This is a genomic window from Mucilaginibacter sp., from assembly GCF_036383575.1.
Taxonomy (GTDB): domain Bacteria; phylum Bacteroidota; class Bacteroidia; order Sphingobacteriales; family Sphingobacteriaceae; genus Mucilaginibacter.
In genome coordinates, this window is record NZ_DASVOB010000851.1 from 1 (window position 1) to 16,433 (window position 16,433).

Here is a 16,433-nt window from a genome sequence, read left to right on the forward strand (position 1 = left end):
CCTTTAATATAGCCCGCAGCAAACGGCACATGGCTATTATGTACAGCTATCCAAATATCATATTGCTCTCTCGCAATGAATTTTTAAAAGCTTACAAAAAAGCATCTGCTATTAATTTTGACACGGTGTATGGTGCATTTGAAAACCAGGATATTGAGGGCAATGCAATGGAGATATTTGGGGCTTCGATGCAACGGTATAAAGATGGGTATGGATTATAATTGCAGAATAGTTGTTCATATTTTAAGCAGAAATTTTTGGAAGTAAAAAGTACGATATAATTGTATTTGGCAAATTCATTGTGTTATATTTACACAATAGTAGTTGCCAGGGTCATCATCCTCTCGTATAACCCGGTAATTAATCATCTTTAAATTCCGGAAGCCAGTTTCGGGATCACAAAGTGCAAACCAATTTAACCAAATACAATTATGAAAAAAAACAGTACCCTCATGCTGCTTTTACTCGTTTGCTTTTTACCTGTAACGGCATTTTGCCAAAACAGCAACGAACCTGTTGTTGCCGGGAATGATGTGGCTGTAACATCAACCGAAAGCGGGAAAGTAAAAGGTTATCTCCACAATGGCATTTTTACATTTAAAGGTATTCCCTATGCCAAGGCCGACCGTTTTATGGCGCCCGAAAAGCCTACACCATGGACAGACGTACGCAGTTCAAAAACTTACGGCCCGGTATGCCCCACTGATCCCACTACCACCGTTAACGATGAGTTTGAATTTGCATTTCAGCACGACTTGGGCTATTCCAATGAGCATTGCCAGTCGCTCAATGTATGGACACAGAAACTGAACGATGGCAAAAAACGTCCGGTAATGGTATGGCTGCATGGCGGCGGTTTTACTGCCGGTTCATCAATTGAGCTTCCGTCATATGATGGTGAAAACCTGGCTAAAAAAGGAGACGTGGTACTGGTATCCGTAAATCACCGGTTAAATATCCTGGGCTTTCTTGATCTGTCAGCTTATGGCGATAAATATAAAGGCTCAGCAAATGCAGGTCTTCTTGATTTGAAATTGGCTTTGGATTGGGTAAAACAAAACATAGCGCAGTTTGGCGGCGATCCTGATAATGTGACCATCTTCGGCCAGTCTGGCGGTGGCGGTAAGGTTACCTCTTTAATGAACGCGCCATCGGCAAAGGGTTTGTTTAAAAATGCGATAGTTGAAAGCGGAAGCTATATTACCAACTTTAACGAAAAACCTGTTACCCAAAAAGTAGCTGCGGCATTACTGGAAGAACTTCATCTGCAACCATCGCAGGTTGATTCGCTTCAGAAACTACCTTATGATATTCTGAACGAAGCAGGAAAAAAGGCCATGCGCAAAGTTTCTGCAGAATTAAGGAAGGAAGGAAAAAACATGAATGGCTGGGGCCCGGCTTTAGATGGCGACTTTCTGCCTTACCAACCCTCTGACCCCGCAGCGAAAGAATTATCAAAAAATGTTCCGTTGCTGGTAGGCACCACCCAAAACGAATTTGCTCCATTTGTACCTGGCCCTAAAAGCCAGACAATGGACGAATTAAAGGCTGCCTTGCAAAAGAAATACGGCGATAAAACCGATGCATATATTGCAGCTGCTCAAAAAGCTTACCCCACAATTTCAAAACCGTCAGAATATACCGATATTGAATTTAACTTCCGTTCACTGGCCATAAAACAAGCTGATGAAAAAGCGGTAAGCGGTGCGGCTCCGGTTTACATGTACCTGTTTACCTGGCAATCTCCTGTAAACGGCGGCATGTATAAGGCTATGCACTGTATGGATATTGCTTTCCAATTTAATAATATAGCCCGTTGCCAGGAAATGACCGGTGGTGGTAAAGAAGCCTATATCCTTGCCGATAAAATTAGCAGTGCTTGGATAAATTTCGCCAAAACCGGGAATCCTAATACATCATCATTGCCTAAATGGCCTGCTTACACTGCCGAAAATGGTGCAACCATGATATTGGATAACCAATGCGTAGTTAAAAACCATCCGGACGACGAGTTATTAAAAATAGTAGCTGCAACAGCACCAAAACCATAAGTAAATGAAAAAAGTAACTTTAAGCTTTATCCTGCTATTCTGTAGCGCCTGGGTTTTCGCAGCAAAAGTTGATACGGTGCAGATCCCCAGCGCCGCGATGAACAAAGTCTATAAAGCGGCCATCGCTTTTCCTAATAGTTACGCAAAAAGCAAAGCCAATTTCCCGGTGCTGTATCTGCTGCACGGAGGCTATGGTCATTTTGATGATTGGTTGCTGAAAACACCCGATAAGTCACTGGTAAAAAACCTTGCCGATCAATACAATATCATTATTGTAATGCCCGAGGGTGAGACCTTCAGCTATTATGTTGACAGTCCGGTTGACCCTACCAGTAAGTTTGAAACTTATATTATTAGGGAGGTTATACCGTTTATCGACAGTAAATACCGTACCGTAAACGATAAAAAAGGCAGGCTTATCACCGGTTTATCTATGGGTGGCTTTGGCTCGTTATACCTTTCTACACGACATCCAGAGCTTTTTGCGGCTGCCGGAAGCATGAGCGGAGCACTTGACCCAAACATGACTAACTGGAAACTTCCTCCTGACAGGTTTGAGATGCTTACCAAAATGCTTGATAAAATCTGGGGGCCTATGACACCGGATACTTATCTGCCTTATTCCATAATCAACATGGCCGATCAGATCAGGCGGAACGGCTTGCCATTGGTTATCAATATAGGTGTTGATGACTTTTTGCTTGAACCAAACAGGGAATTACACAGCCGATTAGTTTATAATCATACGCCCCATGACTACAGTGAACAGCCGGGAGGCCATACCTGGGAGTTTTGGCAAAACGCGTTGCCGGGGCATTTGTTGTTTTTCAGCAAGGTACTGAAGGCAAACGGCACTTATGTTTTATAACTGAAGCGAATATATGAAGTGGAAGGTTACTAATAGTACCTTCCACCTTATATTTATACCATAATTAACAAGGAAAGATAAGTGCCGGGAGATGGGCGTGTTCTTCATTCTCCATATTCTCCCAATCCCAAAGACTGTTTAATTGCGAGCTGCGATTACTCAACACAAAAAAGTCAACCTGCATTACGTTGGCTAAAACGTCGACAGTTTTCATAATGTCGCGTTCTTTAATACTTACAAGATTAAGCCTCGAATCGGAAAACAATTGTCTGAACACAGTTTCCGCATAACTTTCATTCATAAGTGGTAACCCCGATTCTGTAATATTAAAAAGCGAGGCCTTTACATCCAAAGTCTCACTCATTTTACTTAAAAAACTTACGATATCTTTTTTTGCATAACGCAGATCGGCGAGGTAGCCCATGTTGGTGATGTTAAAAGAAGCATCTTCGGGAACAGCCAACAATGGGCAGCCCGAGTGGTTCAGAATAGGTGTAAGCTGTTCATTGATCTCTTTTGCTGTTCCACTAACACCTTTAATGATCAAGCCGATATCGTATTTAGCTGTAATTGCATGAAGCGACATTCCCAAAGTATCCAGATAGCTAAGAAAGAGTATATTTTCAGCGCCTTTATCCTGCCTTTTAATTATAAAATCTTCGCCGTCAAACATGTCCTGCACATCGGTATCGGATAATTGAACACTAAGTGGTTCGGGTACCGTGTTCATGACAATTACTTTAGTTTTTAGTTTTGTACCTAAATTACTGGCGTAGGTAAGCGCATAATTACTTTCCTTTTTGAGATTGTGAACTACTAAGATTGCTTTCATAGCTAATTGATATATGATGAGATGTGTTATGGTAAACAAGCGACAATTAAAGGTGTTTCTTAATTGGTAATTAAAAAAGTCATGAAAAAGTCAGTTTGACATGCCAGTTAATTACCGATAAACTACAAACATTAACCTTTAACTAAAAGCCTTATACTGTTTACCACTTGTTGCAATAAACGCGCATATTGATCAATCTTTTAAATAACTTATTTTAAATTACACTGATATTAAATAAGGCTACCGTTTGATGCCGTGAATAACTAGCATCAGGCAGGTTTATATGTGTGTTATGCTTTAAAGCTAACGACTGATTCACATTGGCCATCATACAAAAGCAAAGGCCACTCAATTGAGCGGCCTTTGTAATTATGACATATTAACAATAACTATTAATACAACGTAAACTCAACCCTGCGATTAGCCTGGCGGCCGGCAGCAGTTTTGTTTGTAGCAATTGGCTGTGTTTGGCCATAGCCTGTTGCTTCAATACGTGAGGCATTGGCACCTTTGCTTACCAAATATGCTTTAACCGACTCAGCACGGTCTTTTGATAAACGCATGTTCAAATCAGCCGAACCGGTGTTGTCAGTATGACCAGCAAGTTTCAAGCTAAAGTTTTTATCAACCAATAACTGAGCTACTCTATCCAAACTTGGGTATGAATGATCACGGATGGTGGCTTTGCCCAAATCAAACTCCAGGTTTTTGATGGCATCTTTAACCACTTTTTTATCTTCCTCGGTAACATAAACTACCGGTTTAGCCAAAGGACAGCCTGAACCGTCAACTTTTTGGCCTGCAGGCGTGTTAGGGCATTTATCGTTCACATCAACAACGCCGTCACCGTCACTATCGGTAGTTAACTTGGCAAGGTTAGCATTGGTTGTAGCAAGATCGCTGGCCAATTGTGCGTTCTTAGCTTTCTCGGCATCAATTTGTTGCTGTAACTCAGCACGGGTGCGTTGATTTTCCCATAGGTACTCGGTACGCATTGATGATACCGGGTTATGAACGGCCATTTGTGGCTTTTTCTTGCTGCCTAATGCAAACTCTAAACCAACGTGAGCATATGAAAACTTATCATCGCTGTTGCCAAAGTTATAACCGTCAAAGTTATCTGACTGAACAAAGTTAACCTGGTAACCCAGATCAAGGTTGATACCCGGAGCAAGGTTGAATTTTAAACCTGCACCAATCGGAATGAATACTTCATTAATGTGCCCGTTATCAGTTTTCTTGAAGTTTTCCTGCTGACCTCCAGCCGGTGTAATCCTCGGCGTATAATTCATATAACCAGCACCCGCAGTTAAGTACGGTTGAATGAATGGCCTATCATGGCGCCAGTTAATGTTTGCCAATGTAAAGTTGGCACTTAAAGCAGCCGACCAATTTAGTTTTGTAGAGTAAGAATCATAAGTAGATGTACCTGCTGTGGTTACATGGCTGTTTGATGATGACACCTGGCCACGAAGGAAATCGGCTTGTAAGCCAAATGATGGTAATATTTGTTTTTTGATGTAAGCACCGTATCCAAATTGTTCAGTCGGGCTTGTGAAATCTTGCCTGCTGTTACGGCCAAACACGGTGAATGGAGTTAATAAACCCCCATGTACGCCTATCGACCAGGTGCGTAATTCGCCGCCGCCGGAAAATGGTTTTACGTAATCTTTTGCTGTAGCTGAAGTATCTGCTGATTGAGCGAATAATTTACTTCCAATCATAACTCCGGTAAGAAGTAGCGAAGCTTTTTTTAAATTTGTTTTCATATTTATAAGTTTAATTATACGTTTAACTTTCAAGAGAAACGTACAAAGGGTTATCCAACATTGATGCCATCAACATTTGCCAACCGGAAAACCCGCTGTTAAACACGTCAAAAACAAATCAAAAAAAACCAATAGAAATTTAATATAAAACCCTGATTAACTAAGCCAAACACCAGTGTTTTCATGATGCAATTCAGGTTAGCTAAAACAGGCAATTCTCACCTGTTTGCTAACTTTTTGTACCAAATGGCTAATGAGTTAAAAAGAATACAGTTTTGTACAGATATGGAGTAATAAACAAAACAGTTGCTAAGCCATTACAGCAACCATATTAAACAGATTTTCGCCAAGGTTAATATTTCCGCTTATTTCTGATGATTCTAATGCAGTTTGCGGATCAATACCTTTGGTAAATACTTTCCAGGCGATATCGGGAGATAAAGTAACTATTGTATCCGGGATTGAACCTGCATTCTTAGTGAGTGTCCAGCCCTCAGTCATCTTGAGCAGGAACCAGTTTCCACCTGCTTCGCCCGTTACCCTAATTTGGACAAGGGCGCCTGTATTAGCTATGACCGTGCGGTATGCATGCGGCAGTCCGCACATAAAAGTATCTATGCAGGGATAAAACAATTCGGCAGTGATAATGCCTTGTTTGCCTACCGCTTCTCGAATTTGTTGCTGATGATGAAACTTTTCGGTGTATTCCCTGGCGATGTGAAACCAATTAACGGAGTGCTCCTCTCCTGCCCAGGCCACAGAAAATAGTGCGGGTGCAAATAGGTCTGCCTTAGTCATTATCTCGCTGTATTGCTGGCCTGTTGTTTCCAATAATTCAGTAAGCAACTGCGGGCTCATGCGCCTCATAGCTTTTACCCATGTGGCATTTAATCCATTCAGAAAATCTACTAAATCACTATAGCTGTTAATGGGATTGGACGGAGGTTCTCCGGCAAATTGATGGGAAGAAGAAATAACCCGGATATTACCATCAAGCAAATGGGTGGCAATATCTTTTACCGTCCAAAGTTTCGCCAATGTAGGCTTGTTCCAATCGTCGGCTGATAGCGATTTAAGTAGTTCTATCAGCTTTTCATCCAAAATGGGGAACAGGTGAACTGTTTTAATAGGGACTTCCTGTTCCGCCATTTGATATTTTAATGAGTAATAGAATCTATTATTCAGCAGGGTGAACAATCACCTTCCACTTAATTTCGGCACCGGCTTTTGAAAGCGTTGCGGCAACCGAGCAATATTTGTTAATAGAAAGTTCGGCAGCGCGCACGGCTTTATCTTCGTCAACGTTTCCATAGATATGAAATTCAATATCCACGTCTTCCCATAGCGAAGGTTCTTTACCAGCCTCGCGTTCGCCGTTAACCACCATTTTGTAATCTGTAATGTCCTGACGTTGTTTCTTCAGGATGCTGATCACATCAATTGCCGAGCAGCCGGCAAGGCCCATTAAAAGCATCTGCATTGGGCGGATTCCAAAATCCTGGCCGCCACTCTCCGGACTGCTGTCCATTTTTACTGTGTGCCCATTGGCATCAACGGCTTCAAAGCCAAAATCGCCATGTACACGTTTTAAATTAATCTGAGCCATATTATCAGGTATTATTGTGCTAAGTTATACAATTAAGCGCTTATGCTAAAACGCGCTACTGTTGTTTAATGAGTTTTAAGTAAAAATGACCTATACCATATACTTTCTGTCTTTAACCGGTATTACCAGCTTTAAACCTGACCAAACTTCGTCAACCGCGCAAACCTTAATATCAACCATGCCTATTTGCAAAGCGAAGTTCCTAATCAGGTCTTCCGTAATATCAGTAACCACTTTTGATGCCTTTTTGGGCCAGGAAACCCAGATCATGCCATCCTGTTTTATTTGTTTCTTTAGTTCAGGCAGCTTAGCCCGGTATTCATCAGCACTTTTGCTAAAGAAATGGATCACATCATTTTCAAGCGAAACATCGTCTGTAAAATAAACATCGGGTGGCAGGTCGGTAAACAGATCAAGATAATGATCCGGCGCATTGATCAGCATAACTTTAGCCCCTGCCTTTACGCCGAGTTTTTTCGCCAATGGTGTGCCTGAATAACCAGCCATTACAAAATACCTTTCAAGTGATGCAACATATGGTCAACATAGTCGGCAGCAAGCCACTCAACGGTTTGCAGGTTAGGTTCCTGTTTACTGTTATCGCAACGTGTACCTAACCTATTGGGAGGATAGTTTGTTAAAACCCGTACAATTTGCAGGTTTAATAGCGCCCAAAGTTCAATCAGTTCATTAACGTCAGCATCCTGGTAATGCGCGGCAGCAACCCATTCAACCTGTTCATAGGTAAGCCTGAAGTTTTCTTCGTAAGTACAGCGCACAAAACGCTGCAAATTAACCTGTGCGCTATCAATTAAATGCCCGATCACCTCTTTCTTTGACCATTTGGCGGGAGAGGCTTTATAAGCCCAGTCAATATCATGGCCTTTCAGTTCTCTTACGTTATCTATAATTCCGGCGAGTTTGTTGGCGACCTCGTTCATTTATTAGTAGTATAAAAATATCAGTATTTCATATTAAACAGCAAAAGCACTAACTTCAAAGCCTTAAACATTACTATGGCACTTAACTATATCTGGATAGCTTTTTTTGTAATTGCATTTGTAGTTTCACTCATAAAATTAGTTTTTTTTGGCGATACCGAAGCTTTCAAATTATTGGTTGAAGGATTATTTAATTCGTCAAAATCATCAGTAATGGATATTGCCCTCCCGCTTATAGGTTCCATGGCATTCTGGCTGGGTATTTTAAATATTGGCGAAAAGGCTGGGGCTATTAATTTTTTGTCTCGGATAGTAAGGCCCTTCTTTAGCCGTTTGTTTCCGGATGTGCCCAAAGATCACCCTGCCACAGGCCAAATGATGATGAATTTTTCGGCCAATTTAATGGGGCTCGATAATGCAGCTACCCCACTCGGTTTAAAAGCTATGGGCAGCCTGCAGGAGCTCAACCCCGATAAGGAAACAGCGTCAAACGCTCAGATCATGTTCCTGGTGCTGCATACCTCCGGCTTACAATTATTACCGGTTACCATCATAGCGCAAAGAGCCATCCTCAATTCAAAAGACCCGGCCGAGGTGTTTTTACCCTGCATTATCGCCACATATGTAGCTACTGTAGTGGGCCTTATAGCAGTTGCCATCAAGCAAAAGATCAACCTTTTTGATAGGGTTGTTATTGGCTGGCTTGGCGGTGTTACAGCTTTCATTACGTTGGTGGTATGGTACTTCACCACCCAGCTAACCAAAGGACAGATCAGCACGGTATCATCCGTTATCAGCAATGTGATGCTGTTTACCATTCCGGTAATATTCATTGTGGGTGGCCTTATAAAAAAGGTGAATGTATTTGAAGTTTTTGTAGAAGGGGCCAAGGGTGGTTTTGAGACATCCGTTAAAATAATCCCCTACCTCGTGGCCATGCTGGTTGGGATCAGCGTGTTCAGGAGCTGCGGTGCTTTGGATTACATGAACGAAGGTTTACGCTGGATCTGCGTTCAGTTTAACTTAGATACCCGCTTTGTTGATGCCATGCCGGTTGCTTATCTGAAACCCCTCAGCGGATCAGGCTCAAAAGGTATGATGATAACGGTTATGCAGAATTTCGGGGTTGATAAATTTGCAGGGCGGCTTGCGGGGATCTTCAACGGTTCGGCAGATACTACTTTTTATATTGTGGCTTTATATTTCGGTTCGGTGGGCATCAAAAAATCCCGCTATGCTATCCCCGCGGGGCTTATAGCAGATTTAGCAGGTATTATCGCTGCAATATTCATCGCCTATTTATTCTTTGGCCATCAGCCGTAAATACTGCCAAAAGGGAGCGGCTTTCATTCATCAATTTAATTAGTATTTTTATCGCACCCTTTGTAAACTAATGACACAAACTTATCTTAACGAAAAGCAGCACAAAAAAAAGCGTGCTATGAAAGGTGTATATGCCATAATTATCGTAGGCATTGCATTTGTTTTTATCATGATAAAATTTGCCACATCAGGCGGCGTCTCAGAAGTATTATCGTTTAGTAAAATGCCCAATGCCGATGATGCTTACAAAATTGCAACGGAATTTGTAACACCAACCATCCGTGATGGAAACATCTCCTTTCCCGACGATAAATACCAGTTTGGCAAAAAGACCGACTCTGTTTTTATCATCAAATCGTATGTACTTTCAAAGGATAGCAGAGGCCAAACAAACCGTACAAATTTTGAAGTGATCCTGAAATATAATGGCGGCCCCAAGTTCCTGAAAAAGAACTGGGACCTTGTTGATATTAACGAAACTGCTGAATAAATAAGTCAGAAGTATTGAGTCGGAAGTCAAAAGTCGGATTTCTTACCTTTCTGAGCTTAGCGCTTATGACTTTAGACTAAAGATTGATAACACTACACTATAAGCCTTATGGAAGAAACAGGAATTGAGCTGATAGAAAGCGCTACTGCACTGATAGGGCGCACACAATATCAAACAGTAGTTAACAGCGGCGGCCACGGTTTAATAACAGACGAGCCCCTAAAAGCCGATGGCAGCGATACCGGTATGAACCCATTCAGTTTATAACTGGCCAGCCTCGCAAGCTGTACTGTTATTACCCTGCGCATGTACATCAATCGTAAAATGTGGCCAATAGAAGAAATAAAAGCCGATGTTGAAATGTTTAAGACTTTAAGTGGCACACGCATTGAAACTAAACTTAGCTTTAAAGGGGAAGTAAATGACGAACAGCGGGACCGTTTACTCAAAATAGCAAATGCCTGCCCGGTTCATAAAATATTGATCGGCAATATTGATATTAATACAAACATCAGCGTATAAAAAAGCCCGCACAGCCAAAAGCTATGCAGGCTAAATCACTCTAAAACAATCACCTCTTAAAAAAGAAGTATTTATAAATAAATGAACAGGAAGGTAAATACCTGGCTATTAAATTATTTGTAAGTACAAATGTACCCATAAATAGCAGGCATAGTGTTCAATAGTACATTCATTTGACGGATAACTGACAGTACAGGCTATTTATACCTTCAGATGACTTTAGTACATTAAGCCCTTGATAAAAATATCAAGCAGGAGCAGTTTTTTGGTATGGATCTCTTCCAGGTGTTCCTTACGGGGAAAGTTAGTTTTCTTTTGGGATATGGCCCCTACTCTGATTCCATGCAGGGCATCCATCAATACATCAACAATCTCTTCAGGATTTTCTACAGGCTTAATTGCCCCTCTTCCAACTTCGGTTTTAATGGCGTTACTCAGCAGGCTCAATTCGGCGCTATGCACCTCGCCAACTATCTGCCAGATGGTTTCAGGAAGGTTTTGCTCGTTAAGCCTGAAAAAATCAAAGAAATTATAATTATTAACGATGAACTCGTGATGAGTGTTTACCTGGAAAGTAAAGGCTTCCTTTAAATTGGTAAAAGTATTTAACCGGTTTTCAAGCGTTTTAAGATAATCAGTAGCAAGCTTGCGCATCACAGCAATGTACAGCTGACTTTTATCCGGGAAATAATAGTAAAGCAGGGCCTTTGACATGGAGAGGTCGCCGGCTATTTCATTCATGGTAGTTTTTGAATAGCCGTAATGTAAAAAGCGTTGATGCGAGGCCTCTAAAATTTTTTCTCTTTTAATATCCTGCTGGTCATTCACTGCTGCCATGTGGGTCCTTAAGTTTTATTTAAACAGGTAAATAAAAAGTCAACACAATCGATTTCCTGACTTTTTTAACAAAACTATCAAAAATTCATTAAACATGTATAACAACACCCGTTACAGCGGCATTTGCTAAAACAATTTTACATTCCAACTATTTTACTGTAGAAAAACATTTGCCTTTGCTATGAATATAGAAAACAGCTTACCACCCGACCTGCTCGAATTTTCACAACGGATCCCTTCCTTTGCATGGAACCTGATCATTGCGCTGGTAGCCGTTCTTGTTGGCCTTATAATAAAATTCATAATAACCCGCCTGTTTAAATTGTATGCAAAAAAAACAGACACCTCCTACTCCATTCTAAGATCGATATTGGTTAACCTGGGGCCGGCAGTAGCTTATTTCATTCCGCTGTTTCTGTTTAATATACTATCTCCATTAATGAGAATGAACCCGGTTTATTATAAACCTATTGATAAAATCTTTGAGATCTTACTTACCATATCCTTCGCAGGACTGCTTGTGCGTTCGGTGCGGATCCTGGAAGATTATATTTATCACACTTACGACCTCAATAAAGTGGATAATCTGAAAGAGCGTAAAGTGCGAACGCAGATCCAGTTTATCCGTAAGATCATTGTGGTAACCATCATCTTTTTAACTATCGCCATTATTTTGCTCAGTTTTGAAAGTATGCGCAAGATAGGCACAGGTTTACTTACCGGCGTAGGTATAGGCGGTATCATAGTTGGTTTCGCGGCACAGAGCTCTCTGGGAAACTTACTGGCAGGTTTCCAAATAGCGTTTACACAACCCATCCGTATTGATGATGTTTTGGTTGTAGAAGGCGAATGGGGGCGCGTGGAAGAGATCACCCTTACTTACGTGGTTTTAAAGATCTGGGACGAACGGAGGCTGATACTACCCATCAATTATTTTATCCAAAAGCCTTTCCAAAACTGGACGCGGACATCCGCAGATATCCTGGGTACCGTGTTTTTATACATGGACCATACGGTTCCGATTGATGCTATACGCGAAGAATTTGAGCGGCTGATTGTTAAATCAAACCTTTGGGACAAACGGGTTAAAGTAGTGCAGGTAACTGATGTACGAGAACATACCATAGAGATCAGGGTGCTGATGAGCTCCAGCACATCGTCAAACGCATTTGATCTGCGTTGTTATATCCGCGAAAACCTGATCACCTTTATCCAAAAGAATTTTCCGGGCAGCCTGCCGCGTTCACGTAATGAGATCAGCAACCTGGGCGAGCTTAAAAAGTATGTTCAGCCCGCGACCGGAGCTTAAGCCAGTTTATTTAGGCCAATACCCGCTCCTATTACCAAAGCATCTTCGGCGGCGCCTATCCATGGATCGGCAATGTGGTTTGCTTTAACTATGTTTTTGCGCAAATAATAGCTTCCGTAAGTTGCTGCTATTGCTGTGGCCCCTCCTATCAATGCTCCTGTCAATGCTTTACCTCCAACAACTTTGTAAATACTTGCACCAGCCAAAGCCCCCGATAAGCACCTGCCTGCCACTCCTCCCGGCTCTATCCGGTTTGGGGTTGAAGGCAACTTATCTGCAATAAGCTCCGTAACAGATAAAACCTTCAAAACAGCAGCCACCGTTGTTGACTGCATAAACCGTAATGGTGATTTTTCCAATTTTTTTGAAGGATTATTGCTTAAGATATGAGTAGTTATAACTGGCGCTGATAAAGTACGCATCCCGGCTAATGCGCCGAGGCTTATCACTTGCCAAACTGGGTTTAATGGTTTAAGTTTCATTCTGCTTTAAAACTATTGATTTAACAACCCAAAATGCCCCGTTATGTTTGTGATTAAAAATCTATAAATACAAAAACGGCCGCACTTTATGTAGCACGGCCGTTTTCACAAACATTGGTTTTATTTTAAACTGCTTCTGTTTCTAATACCTCAACATGTTTCGGTTCCACTGATTTTTTGCCGAACAACCTCGCTTTAAGGTTATAGCGGATCAGGTATAAACATGGTACAAGTATCAATGTAATAATTGTAGCGAAGCCTAAACCGAAGATCATTGTCCAGGCCAGCGGGCCCCAGAAAGCAACGTTATCACCACCAAAGTGGATATGCGGTTCAAAACGGGTAAACAAGCCTACGAAATCAATATTGAAACCAACTGCCAACGGTATTAAACCTAAAATAGCAGCAGTAGCGGTTAGCAGTACCGGTGTCATACGGGTATGACCGGCCTCAACTACAGCGTCATGGATGCTAACGCCCTGCTCAAGCAGCATATCGGTAAACTCAACTAATAAGATCCCGTTACGAACAACCACACCGGCGAGTGCAATGATACCAATACCAGTCATTACTATAGACATGGTCATGCCGAATATGGTAACGCCCAGCAACACACCAATTATACTAAAGAGTATCTCGCTGATAATAATAAGCGTTTTGCCAATTGAGTTAAACTGGATCATTAAAATAATGAGAATAAGCCCGAACGACACACCAAGCGCAGAAAGCAGGAAAGTCATAGCTTCCATTTGATCTTCCTGACCACCACCCTGCCTTATGATCACGTTATCCGGTTTCTTGAAGTTGTTTATCGCCTTTAAAATATTGGCGTTAACTTCATTGGGATTGTAAGGCTTGATAACGTTTGAACCAAGCGTCAATACCCTGCGTTGCTGTTTACGCTTGATATTACTGTAAGTAGTTGTGTAACGTACATCAGTAAAAGCAGAGATAGGCACCTGACGAATGGCCCCGCCCATTGCCAAATCACGATACGTTATCTTGAGGTTTTTAATCTCATCAATATTGCTTCGCTGACTTGGCAGTGTCCTCACCATAATTTTATAATCATCTTCACGGGTATTTCGGAAGTCAGCCGCCTTCCAGCCATAGATAGCGGTAAATAGATTTTGGTTTATTTGTTGGGAAGATACGCCCTCACGGTTGGCACGCTCGCGGTCCACATCAAACACAATTTCTGGTTTATCGCTTTGTACGTCGGCAATAAGGTTTTCAATACCGGCTATATTTTGCTTGGCGAGATAGCTTTTAAGCCTGTTACCCGTAGCAACAAGAGAATCAAGATTATCGCCAACTATTTCAATACTGATATCCTTTTGTACCGGCGGGCCACTATTTTCCTGAGCTACGGCTATTTTTGCACCAGGAATACCTTGTACCGCCGCGCGGATATTGGCCAATACTTTTTTGGTATCCTTACCATTACGTTTGCCAAATTCTACAAAGGCAACGGTAACCTTACCTTTATTTTGATAATCACCCTGATCTTCATCGGTAGGATCTGTTACACCTTTAGTTACGTTTGATATTACAGACGATACAATATCCTTGTCAGGTTCAACAACCTGGGCAACACGTTTTTCTATCTGCCGGGTAACGTCGTTGGTATAAGCCTGATCGGTACCTATAGGCAGGGTAATATATACATAGGCAAAGTTAGGATCCCCGGATGGGAAAAACTCCGGTGTCTTGCCTCGCACAGCCATAAAGAAGATAGCAAAAACGAATAAGCCAATGGTTCCCAGTAAAACTATAACCGGCCTGTGTACGGCACGCTCAAGCCATTTGGCGTACCAGTTTTGGAATTTAGGCCAGGCATTTTTCTGAAACCTGTCAATAACACGCAACAGGAAGAAGTGGTTGATCAGGTATAACACCATGATGAGCACAATCAGGTTACCAACACCAACGTTCATCAGGTAACCGATAACTGCAGCTATCGCCAAAAATATCATGGCCCTTTTTGTTGGCCTGTCAAACTTAGGGTTATCATGTTCGCCATCATGGTGAGGCCTCATAAAATCAACCGCAAATACCGGGTTAAAGATGTAGGCCACTACCAATGATGCCAGTAATGTAATGATGAGCGTTATAGGTAGAAAGAACATGAAATGCCCGATCAAGCTATTCCAGAATGCCAAAGGTATAAAGGGAGCCAAGGTGGTCATAGTACCTGAAAATACAGGTAAAAACACTTCGCCTGCAGCCATTTTTGCTGCTTCCTTGATCGGAACTTTACCGTTAGCAAAAATACGGTGGGTATTTTCTATAACTACAATGGCGTCATCCACCACAATACCCAACGCCAACAGGAACGAGAACAACACGATCATATTTAAGGTGAACCCAATTGCAGGCATCACCAAAAAAGCGATGAAACATGATAATGGCACTGACAATGCCACGAAAATAGCGTTGGTTGTTCCCATGAAAAACATCAGGATTACGGTAACCAAAAGGAAGCCGATAACGATGGTATTGATGAGGTCATTCAGCGTTGTGCGTGTTTTATCCGATTGATCGCCGGTTACAACAATATCCAACCCTTTAGGAAAAACTGTTTTTTGCTTTAATTTGATCAACTCATTGATCTTATCAGATGCCTCGATCAGGTTTTCTCCGGCTCTTTTACTTACATTAAGCGTAATTACATTCTTAAAGTTAGGGTTATCATTGGTTTTTAACCTCGCATAACTTTCCTGCTCCAAAAACGAATCTTTTACTTCGGCAATATCCCTTAGGTAAACAGCCTGCCCTTTAGGGTTACGGATCACCATAGCTGCTACTTCATCAGCATTTTTAAAGTCCTGCTTAATGTCAATAGTCCTGCGAACACCATCGGTTTTAACAGTACCAGTCGATGATAATATATTTTCGTAACCAATAGCATTACTGATGTCCGGCAAACTAAGCTGCGCTGCAGCCATCTTATTCATATCAACATTGACCTGAATTTCCGGTGTTAAAGCACCTACTTCATCAACTTTTGATATCTCCTTGTAGCTTTCAATTTCATCTTTTAATATATCCGCATATTCCTTCAGCTTCTTCAGGTCATAATTACCTGAAATATTGATGTATAAGATAGGCAGATCGGCAACGTTGATATCAGATACAGCTGGATCGGTATAATTATTATCATTTTGAGGAAGATCCTTTTTTGCCTTATCTATTGCATCCTTCACATCGATTTTAGCATCCTTTATATTAACGTTCGCTTGAAATTCGGCCGTGATAATCGAAACATTCTGTACCGAGTTTGAAGTCACTTTTTTTAAGCCCTTTAACGACTTAAGTTGCTTTTCAATCTGACGTGTTACCAGGTTCTCGATATTTTGAGGCGACTGGCCTGCAAAGGTTGTTGTTATAAACACTTTCGATT

General features: G+C 41.5%; 17 protein-coding genes. 8 read left to right on the forward strand and 9 right to left on the reverse strand.

What is annotated here, in order from left to right; translation table 11 throughout:
• From VF500_RS29920 to VF500_RS29930, 3 genes are all read left to right on the forward strand, one after another.
• The coding region (locus VF500_RS29920; RefSeq protein WP_330863164.1) for a hypothetical protein at positions 1 to 221 on the forward strand (221 nt) is incomplete at its 5' end.
• A 210-nt stretch (positions 222 to 431) separates the two neighbouring features.
• Complete coding sequence (locus VF500_RS29925; RefSeq protein WP_330863165.1) at positions 432 to 2,051, forward strand: carboxylesterase/lipase family protein; 1,620 nt, start codon at positions 432 to 434, stop codon at positions 2,049 to 2,051.
• Between the two features lie 4 nt (positions 2,052 to 2,055).
• On the forward strand, positions 2,056 to 2,919 hold the full coding sequence (locus VF500_RS29930) for an alpha/beta hydrolase family protein (RefSeq protein ID WP_330863166.1): 864 nt from the start codon (positions 2,056 to 2,058) through the stop codon (positions 2,917 to 2,919).
• A 64-nt stretch (positions 2,920 to 2,983) separates the two neighbouring features.
• Here VF500_RS29930 and VF500_RS29935 read toward each other — a convergent pair whose 3' ends face one another.
• The 6 genes from VF500_RS29935 to VF500_RS29960 all read right to left on the reverse strand — a co-directional run bounded on the left by VF500_RS29935 (position 2,984) and on the right by VF500_RS29960 (position 8,067).
• The gene (locus VF500_RS29935) at positions 2,984 to 3,751 is read right to left on the reverse strand and encodes a hypothetical protein (protein WP_330863167.1); all 768 of its coding nucleotides are present in this window, start codon (positions 3,749 to 3,751) and stop codon (positions 2,984 to 2,986) included.
• A gap of 392 nt (positions 3,752 to 4,143) precedes the next feature.
• Complete coding sequence (locus VF500_RS29940; protein ID WP_330863168.1) at positions 4,144 to 5,520, reverse strand: DUF6089 family protein; 1,377 nt, start codon at positions 5,518 to 5,520, stop codon at positions 4,144 to 4,146.
• 309 nt (positions 5,521 to 5,829) lie between these two features.
• Positions 5,830 to 6,669 (reverse strand): maleylpyruvate isomerase N-terminal domain-containing protein, encoded by an 840-nt coding sequence (locus VF500_RS29945; RefSeq protein WP_330863169.1) that lies wholly within the window; start codon positions 6,667 to 6,669, stop codon positions 5,830 to 5,832.
• Between the two features lie 28 nt (positions 6,670 to 6,697).
• A complete protein-coding gene (locus tag VF500_RS29950; protein WP_121225915.1) occupies positions 6,698 to 7,126 on the reverse strand; it encodes an OsmC family protein in 429 nt (142 codons plus the stop codon).
• Positions 7,127 to 7,216: 90 nt separating this feature from the next.
• Positions 7,217 to 7,633, reverse strand: coding sequence for a DUF3052 domain-containing protein (locus VF500_RS29955; protein WP_330863170.1), 417 nt, complete (start codon positions 7,631 to 7,633; stop codon positions 7,217 to 7,219).
• A complete protein-coding gene (locus VF500_RS29960; RefSeq protein WP_330863171.1) occupies positions 7,633 to 8,067 on the reverse strand; it encodes a DinB family protein in 435 nt (144 codons plus the stop codon). Before VF500_RS29960 ends, VF500_RS29955 begins: the two co-directional genes overlap by 1 nt.
• A gap of 75 nt (positions 8,068 to 8,142) precedes the next feature.
• Between VF500_RS29960 and VF500_RS29965 the strand changes: the two genes are divergently transcribed.
• From VF500_RS29965 to VF500_RS29980, 4 genes are all read left to right on the forward strand, one after another.
• Positions 8,143 to 9,390: a nucleoside recognition domain-containing protein gene (locus tag VF500_RS29965; protein ID WP_330863172.1), complete on the forward strand. Its 1,248-nt coding sequence runs from the start codon at positions 8,143 to 8,145 to the stop codon at positions 9,388 to 9,390.
• A 70-nt stretch (positions 9,391 to 9,460) separates the two neighbouring features.
• Positions 9,461 to 9,880 (forward strand): hypothetical protein, encoded by a 420-nt coding sequence (locus VF500_RS29970; RefSeq protein ID WP_330863173.1) that lies wholly within the window; start codon positions 9,461 to 9,463, stop codon positions 9,878 to 9,880.
• 108 nt (positions 9,881 to 9,988) lie between these two features.
• The gene (locus tag VF500_RS29975; protein WP_330863174.1) at positions 9,989 to 10,147 is read left to right on the forward strand and encodes a hypothetical protein; all 159 of its coding nucleotides are present in this window, start codon (positions 9,989 to 9,991) and stop codon (positions 10,145 to 10,147) included.
• The gene (locus VF500_RS29980; RefSeq protein WP_330863179.1) at positions 10,148 to 10,402 is read left to right on the forward strand and encodes an OsmC family protein; all 255 of its coding nucleotides are present in this window, start codon (positions 10,148 to 10,150) and stop codon (positions 10,400 to 10,402) included. It begins immediately after the preceding gene.
• 219 nt (positions 10,403 to 10,621) lie between these two features.
• Here the strand turns inward: VF500_RS29980 and VF500_RS29985 are convergent, their stop codons facing one another.
• A complete protein-coding gene (locus VF500_RS29985; protein ID WP_330863175.1) occupies positions 10,622 to 11,239 on the reverse strand; it encodes a TetR/AcrR family transcriptional regulator in 618 nt (205 codons plus the stop codon).
• A gap of 181 nt (positions 11,240 to 11,420) precedes the next feature.
• Here VF500_RS29985 and VF500_RS29990 point away from each other — a divergent pair, with 181 nt between their 5' ends.
• A complete protein-coding gene (locus tag VF500_RS29990; RefSeq protein ID WP_330863176.1) occupies positions 11,421 to 12,548 on the forward strand; it encodes a mechanosensitive ion channel family protein in 1,128 nt (375 codons plus the stop codon).
• Here the strand turns inward: VF500_RS29990 and VF500_RS29995 are convergent.
• On the reverse strand, positions 12,545 to 13,030 hold the full coding sequence (locus tag VF500_RS29995) for a DUF4126 family protein (RefSeq protein WP_330863177.1): 486 nt from the start codon (positions 13,028 to 13,030) through the stop codon (positions 12,545 to 12,547). The two genes, VF500_RS29990 and VF500_RS29995, sit on opposite strands and share 4 nt — an antisense overlap.
• A gap of 125 nt (positions 13,031 to 13,155) precedes the next feature.
• On the reverse strand, positions 13,156 to 16,433 hold a 3,278-nt coding region (locus VF500_RS30000; RefSeq protein WP_330863178.1), incomplete at its 5' end, for an efflux RND transporter permease subunit.

What these genes read in the sequence shown, in the direction of transcription:
- VF500_RS29925 (WP_330863165.1), top strand. Translation starts at nt 432, where the DNA reads ATGAAAAAAAACAGTACCCTCATGCTGCTTTTACTCGTTTGCTTTTTA.
- VF500_RS29930 (WP_330863166.1), top strand. Translation starts at nt 2,056, where the DNA reads ATGAAAAAAGTAACTTTAAGCTTTATCCTGCTATTCTGTAGCGCCTGG.
- VF500_RS29935 (WP_330863167.1), bottom strand. Translation starts at nt 3,751, where the DNA reads ATGAAAGCAATCTTAGTAGTTCACAATCTCAAAAAGGAAAGTAATTAT.
- VF500_RS29940 (WP_330863168.1), bottom strand. Translation starts at nt 5,520, where the DNA reads ATGAAAACAAATTTAAAAAAAGCTTCGCTACTTCTTACCGGAGTTATG.
- VF500_RS29945 (WP_330863169.1), bottom strand. Translation starts at nt 6,669, where the DNA reads ATGGCGGAACAGGAAGTCCCTATTAAAACAGTTCACCTGTTCCCCATT.
- VF500_RS29950 (WP_121225915.1), bottom strand. Translation starts at nt 7,126, where the DNA reads ATGGCTCAGATTAATTTAAAACGTGTACATGGCGATTTTGGCTTTGAA.
- VF500_RS29955 (WP_330863170.1), bottom strand. Translation starts at nt 7,633, where the DNA reads ATGGCTGGTTATTCAGGCACACCATTGGCGAAAAAACTCGGCGTAAAG.
- VF500_RS29960 (WP_330863171.1), bottom strand. Translation starts at nt 8,067, where the DNA reads ATGAACGAGGTCGCCAACAAACTCGCCGGAATTATAGATAACGTAAGA.
- VF500_RS29965 (WP_330863172.1), top strand. Translation starts at nt 8,143, where the DNA reads ATGGCACTTAACTATATCTGGATAGCTTTTTTTGTAATTGCATTTGTA.
- VF500_RS29970 (WP_330863173.1), top strand. Translation starts at nt 9,461, where the DNA reads ATGACACAAACTTATCTTAACGAAAAGCAGCACAAAAAAAAGCGTGCT.
- VF500_RS29975 (WP_330863174.1), top strand. Translation starts at nt 9,989, where the DNA reads ATGGAAGAAACAGGAATTGAGCTGATAGAAAGCGCTACTGCACTGATA.
- VF500_RS29985 (WP_330863175.1), bottom strand. Translation starts at nt 11,239, where the DNA reads ATGGCAGCAGTGAATGACCAGCAGGATATTAAAAGAGAAAAAATTTTA.
- VF500_RS29990 (WP_330863176.1), top strand. Translation starts at nt 11,421, where the DNA reads ATGAATATAGAAAACAGCTTACCACCCGACCTGCTCGAATTTTCACAA.
- VF500_RS29995 (WP_330863177.1), bottom strand. Translation starts at nt 13,030, where the DNA reads ATGAAACTTAAACCATTAAACCCAGTTTGGCAAGTGATAAGCCTCGGC.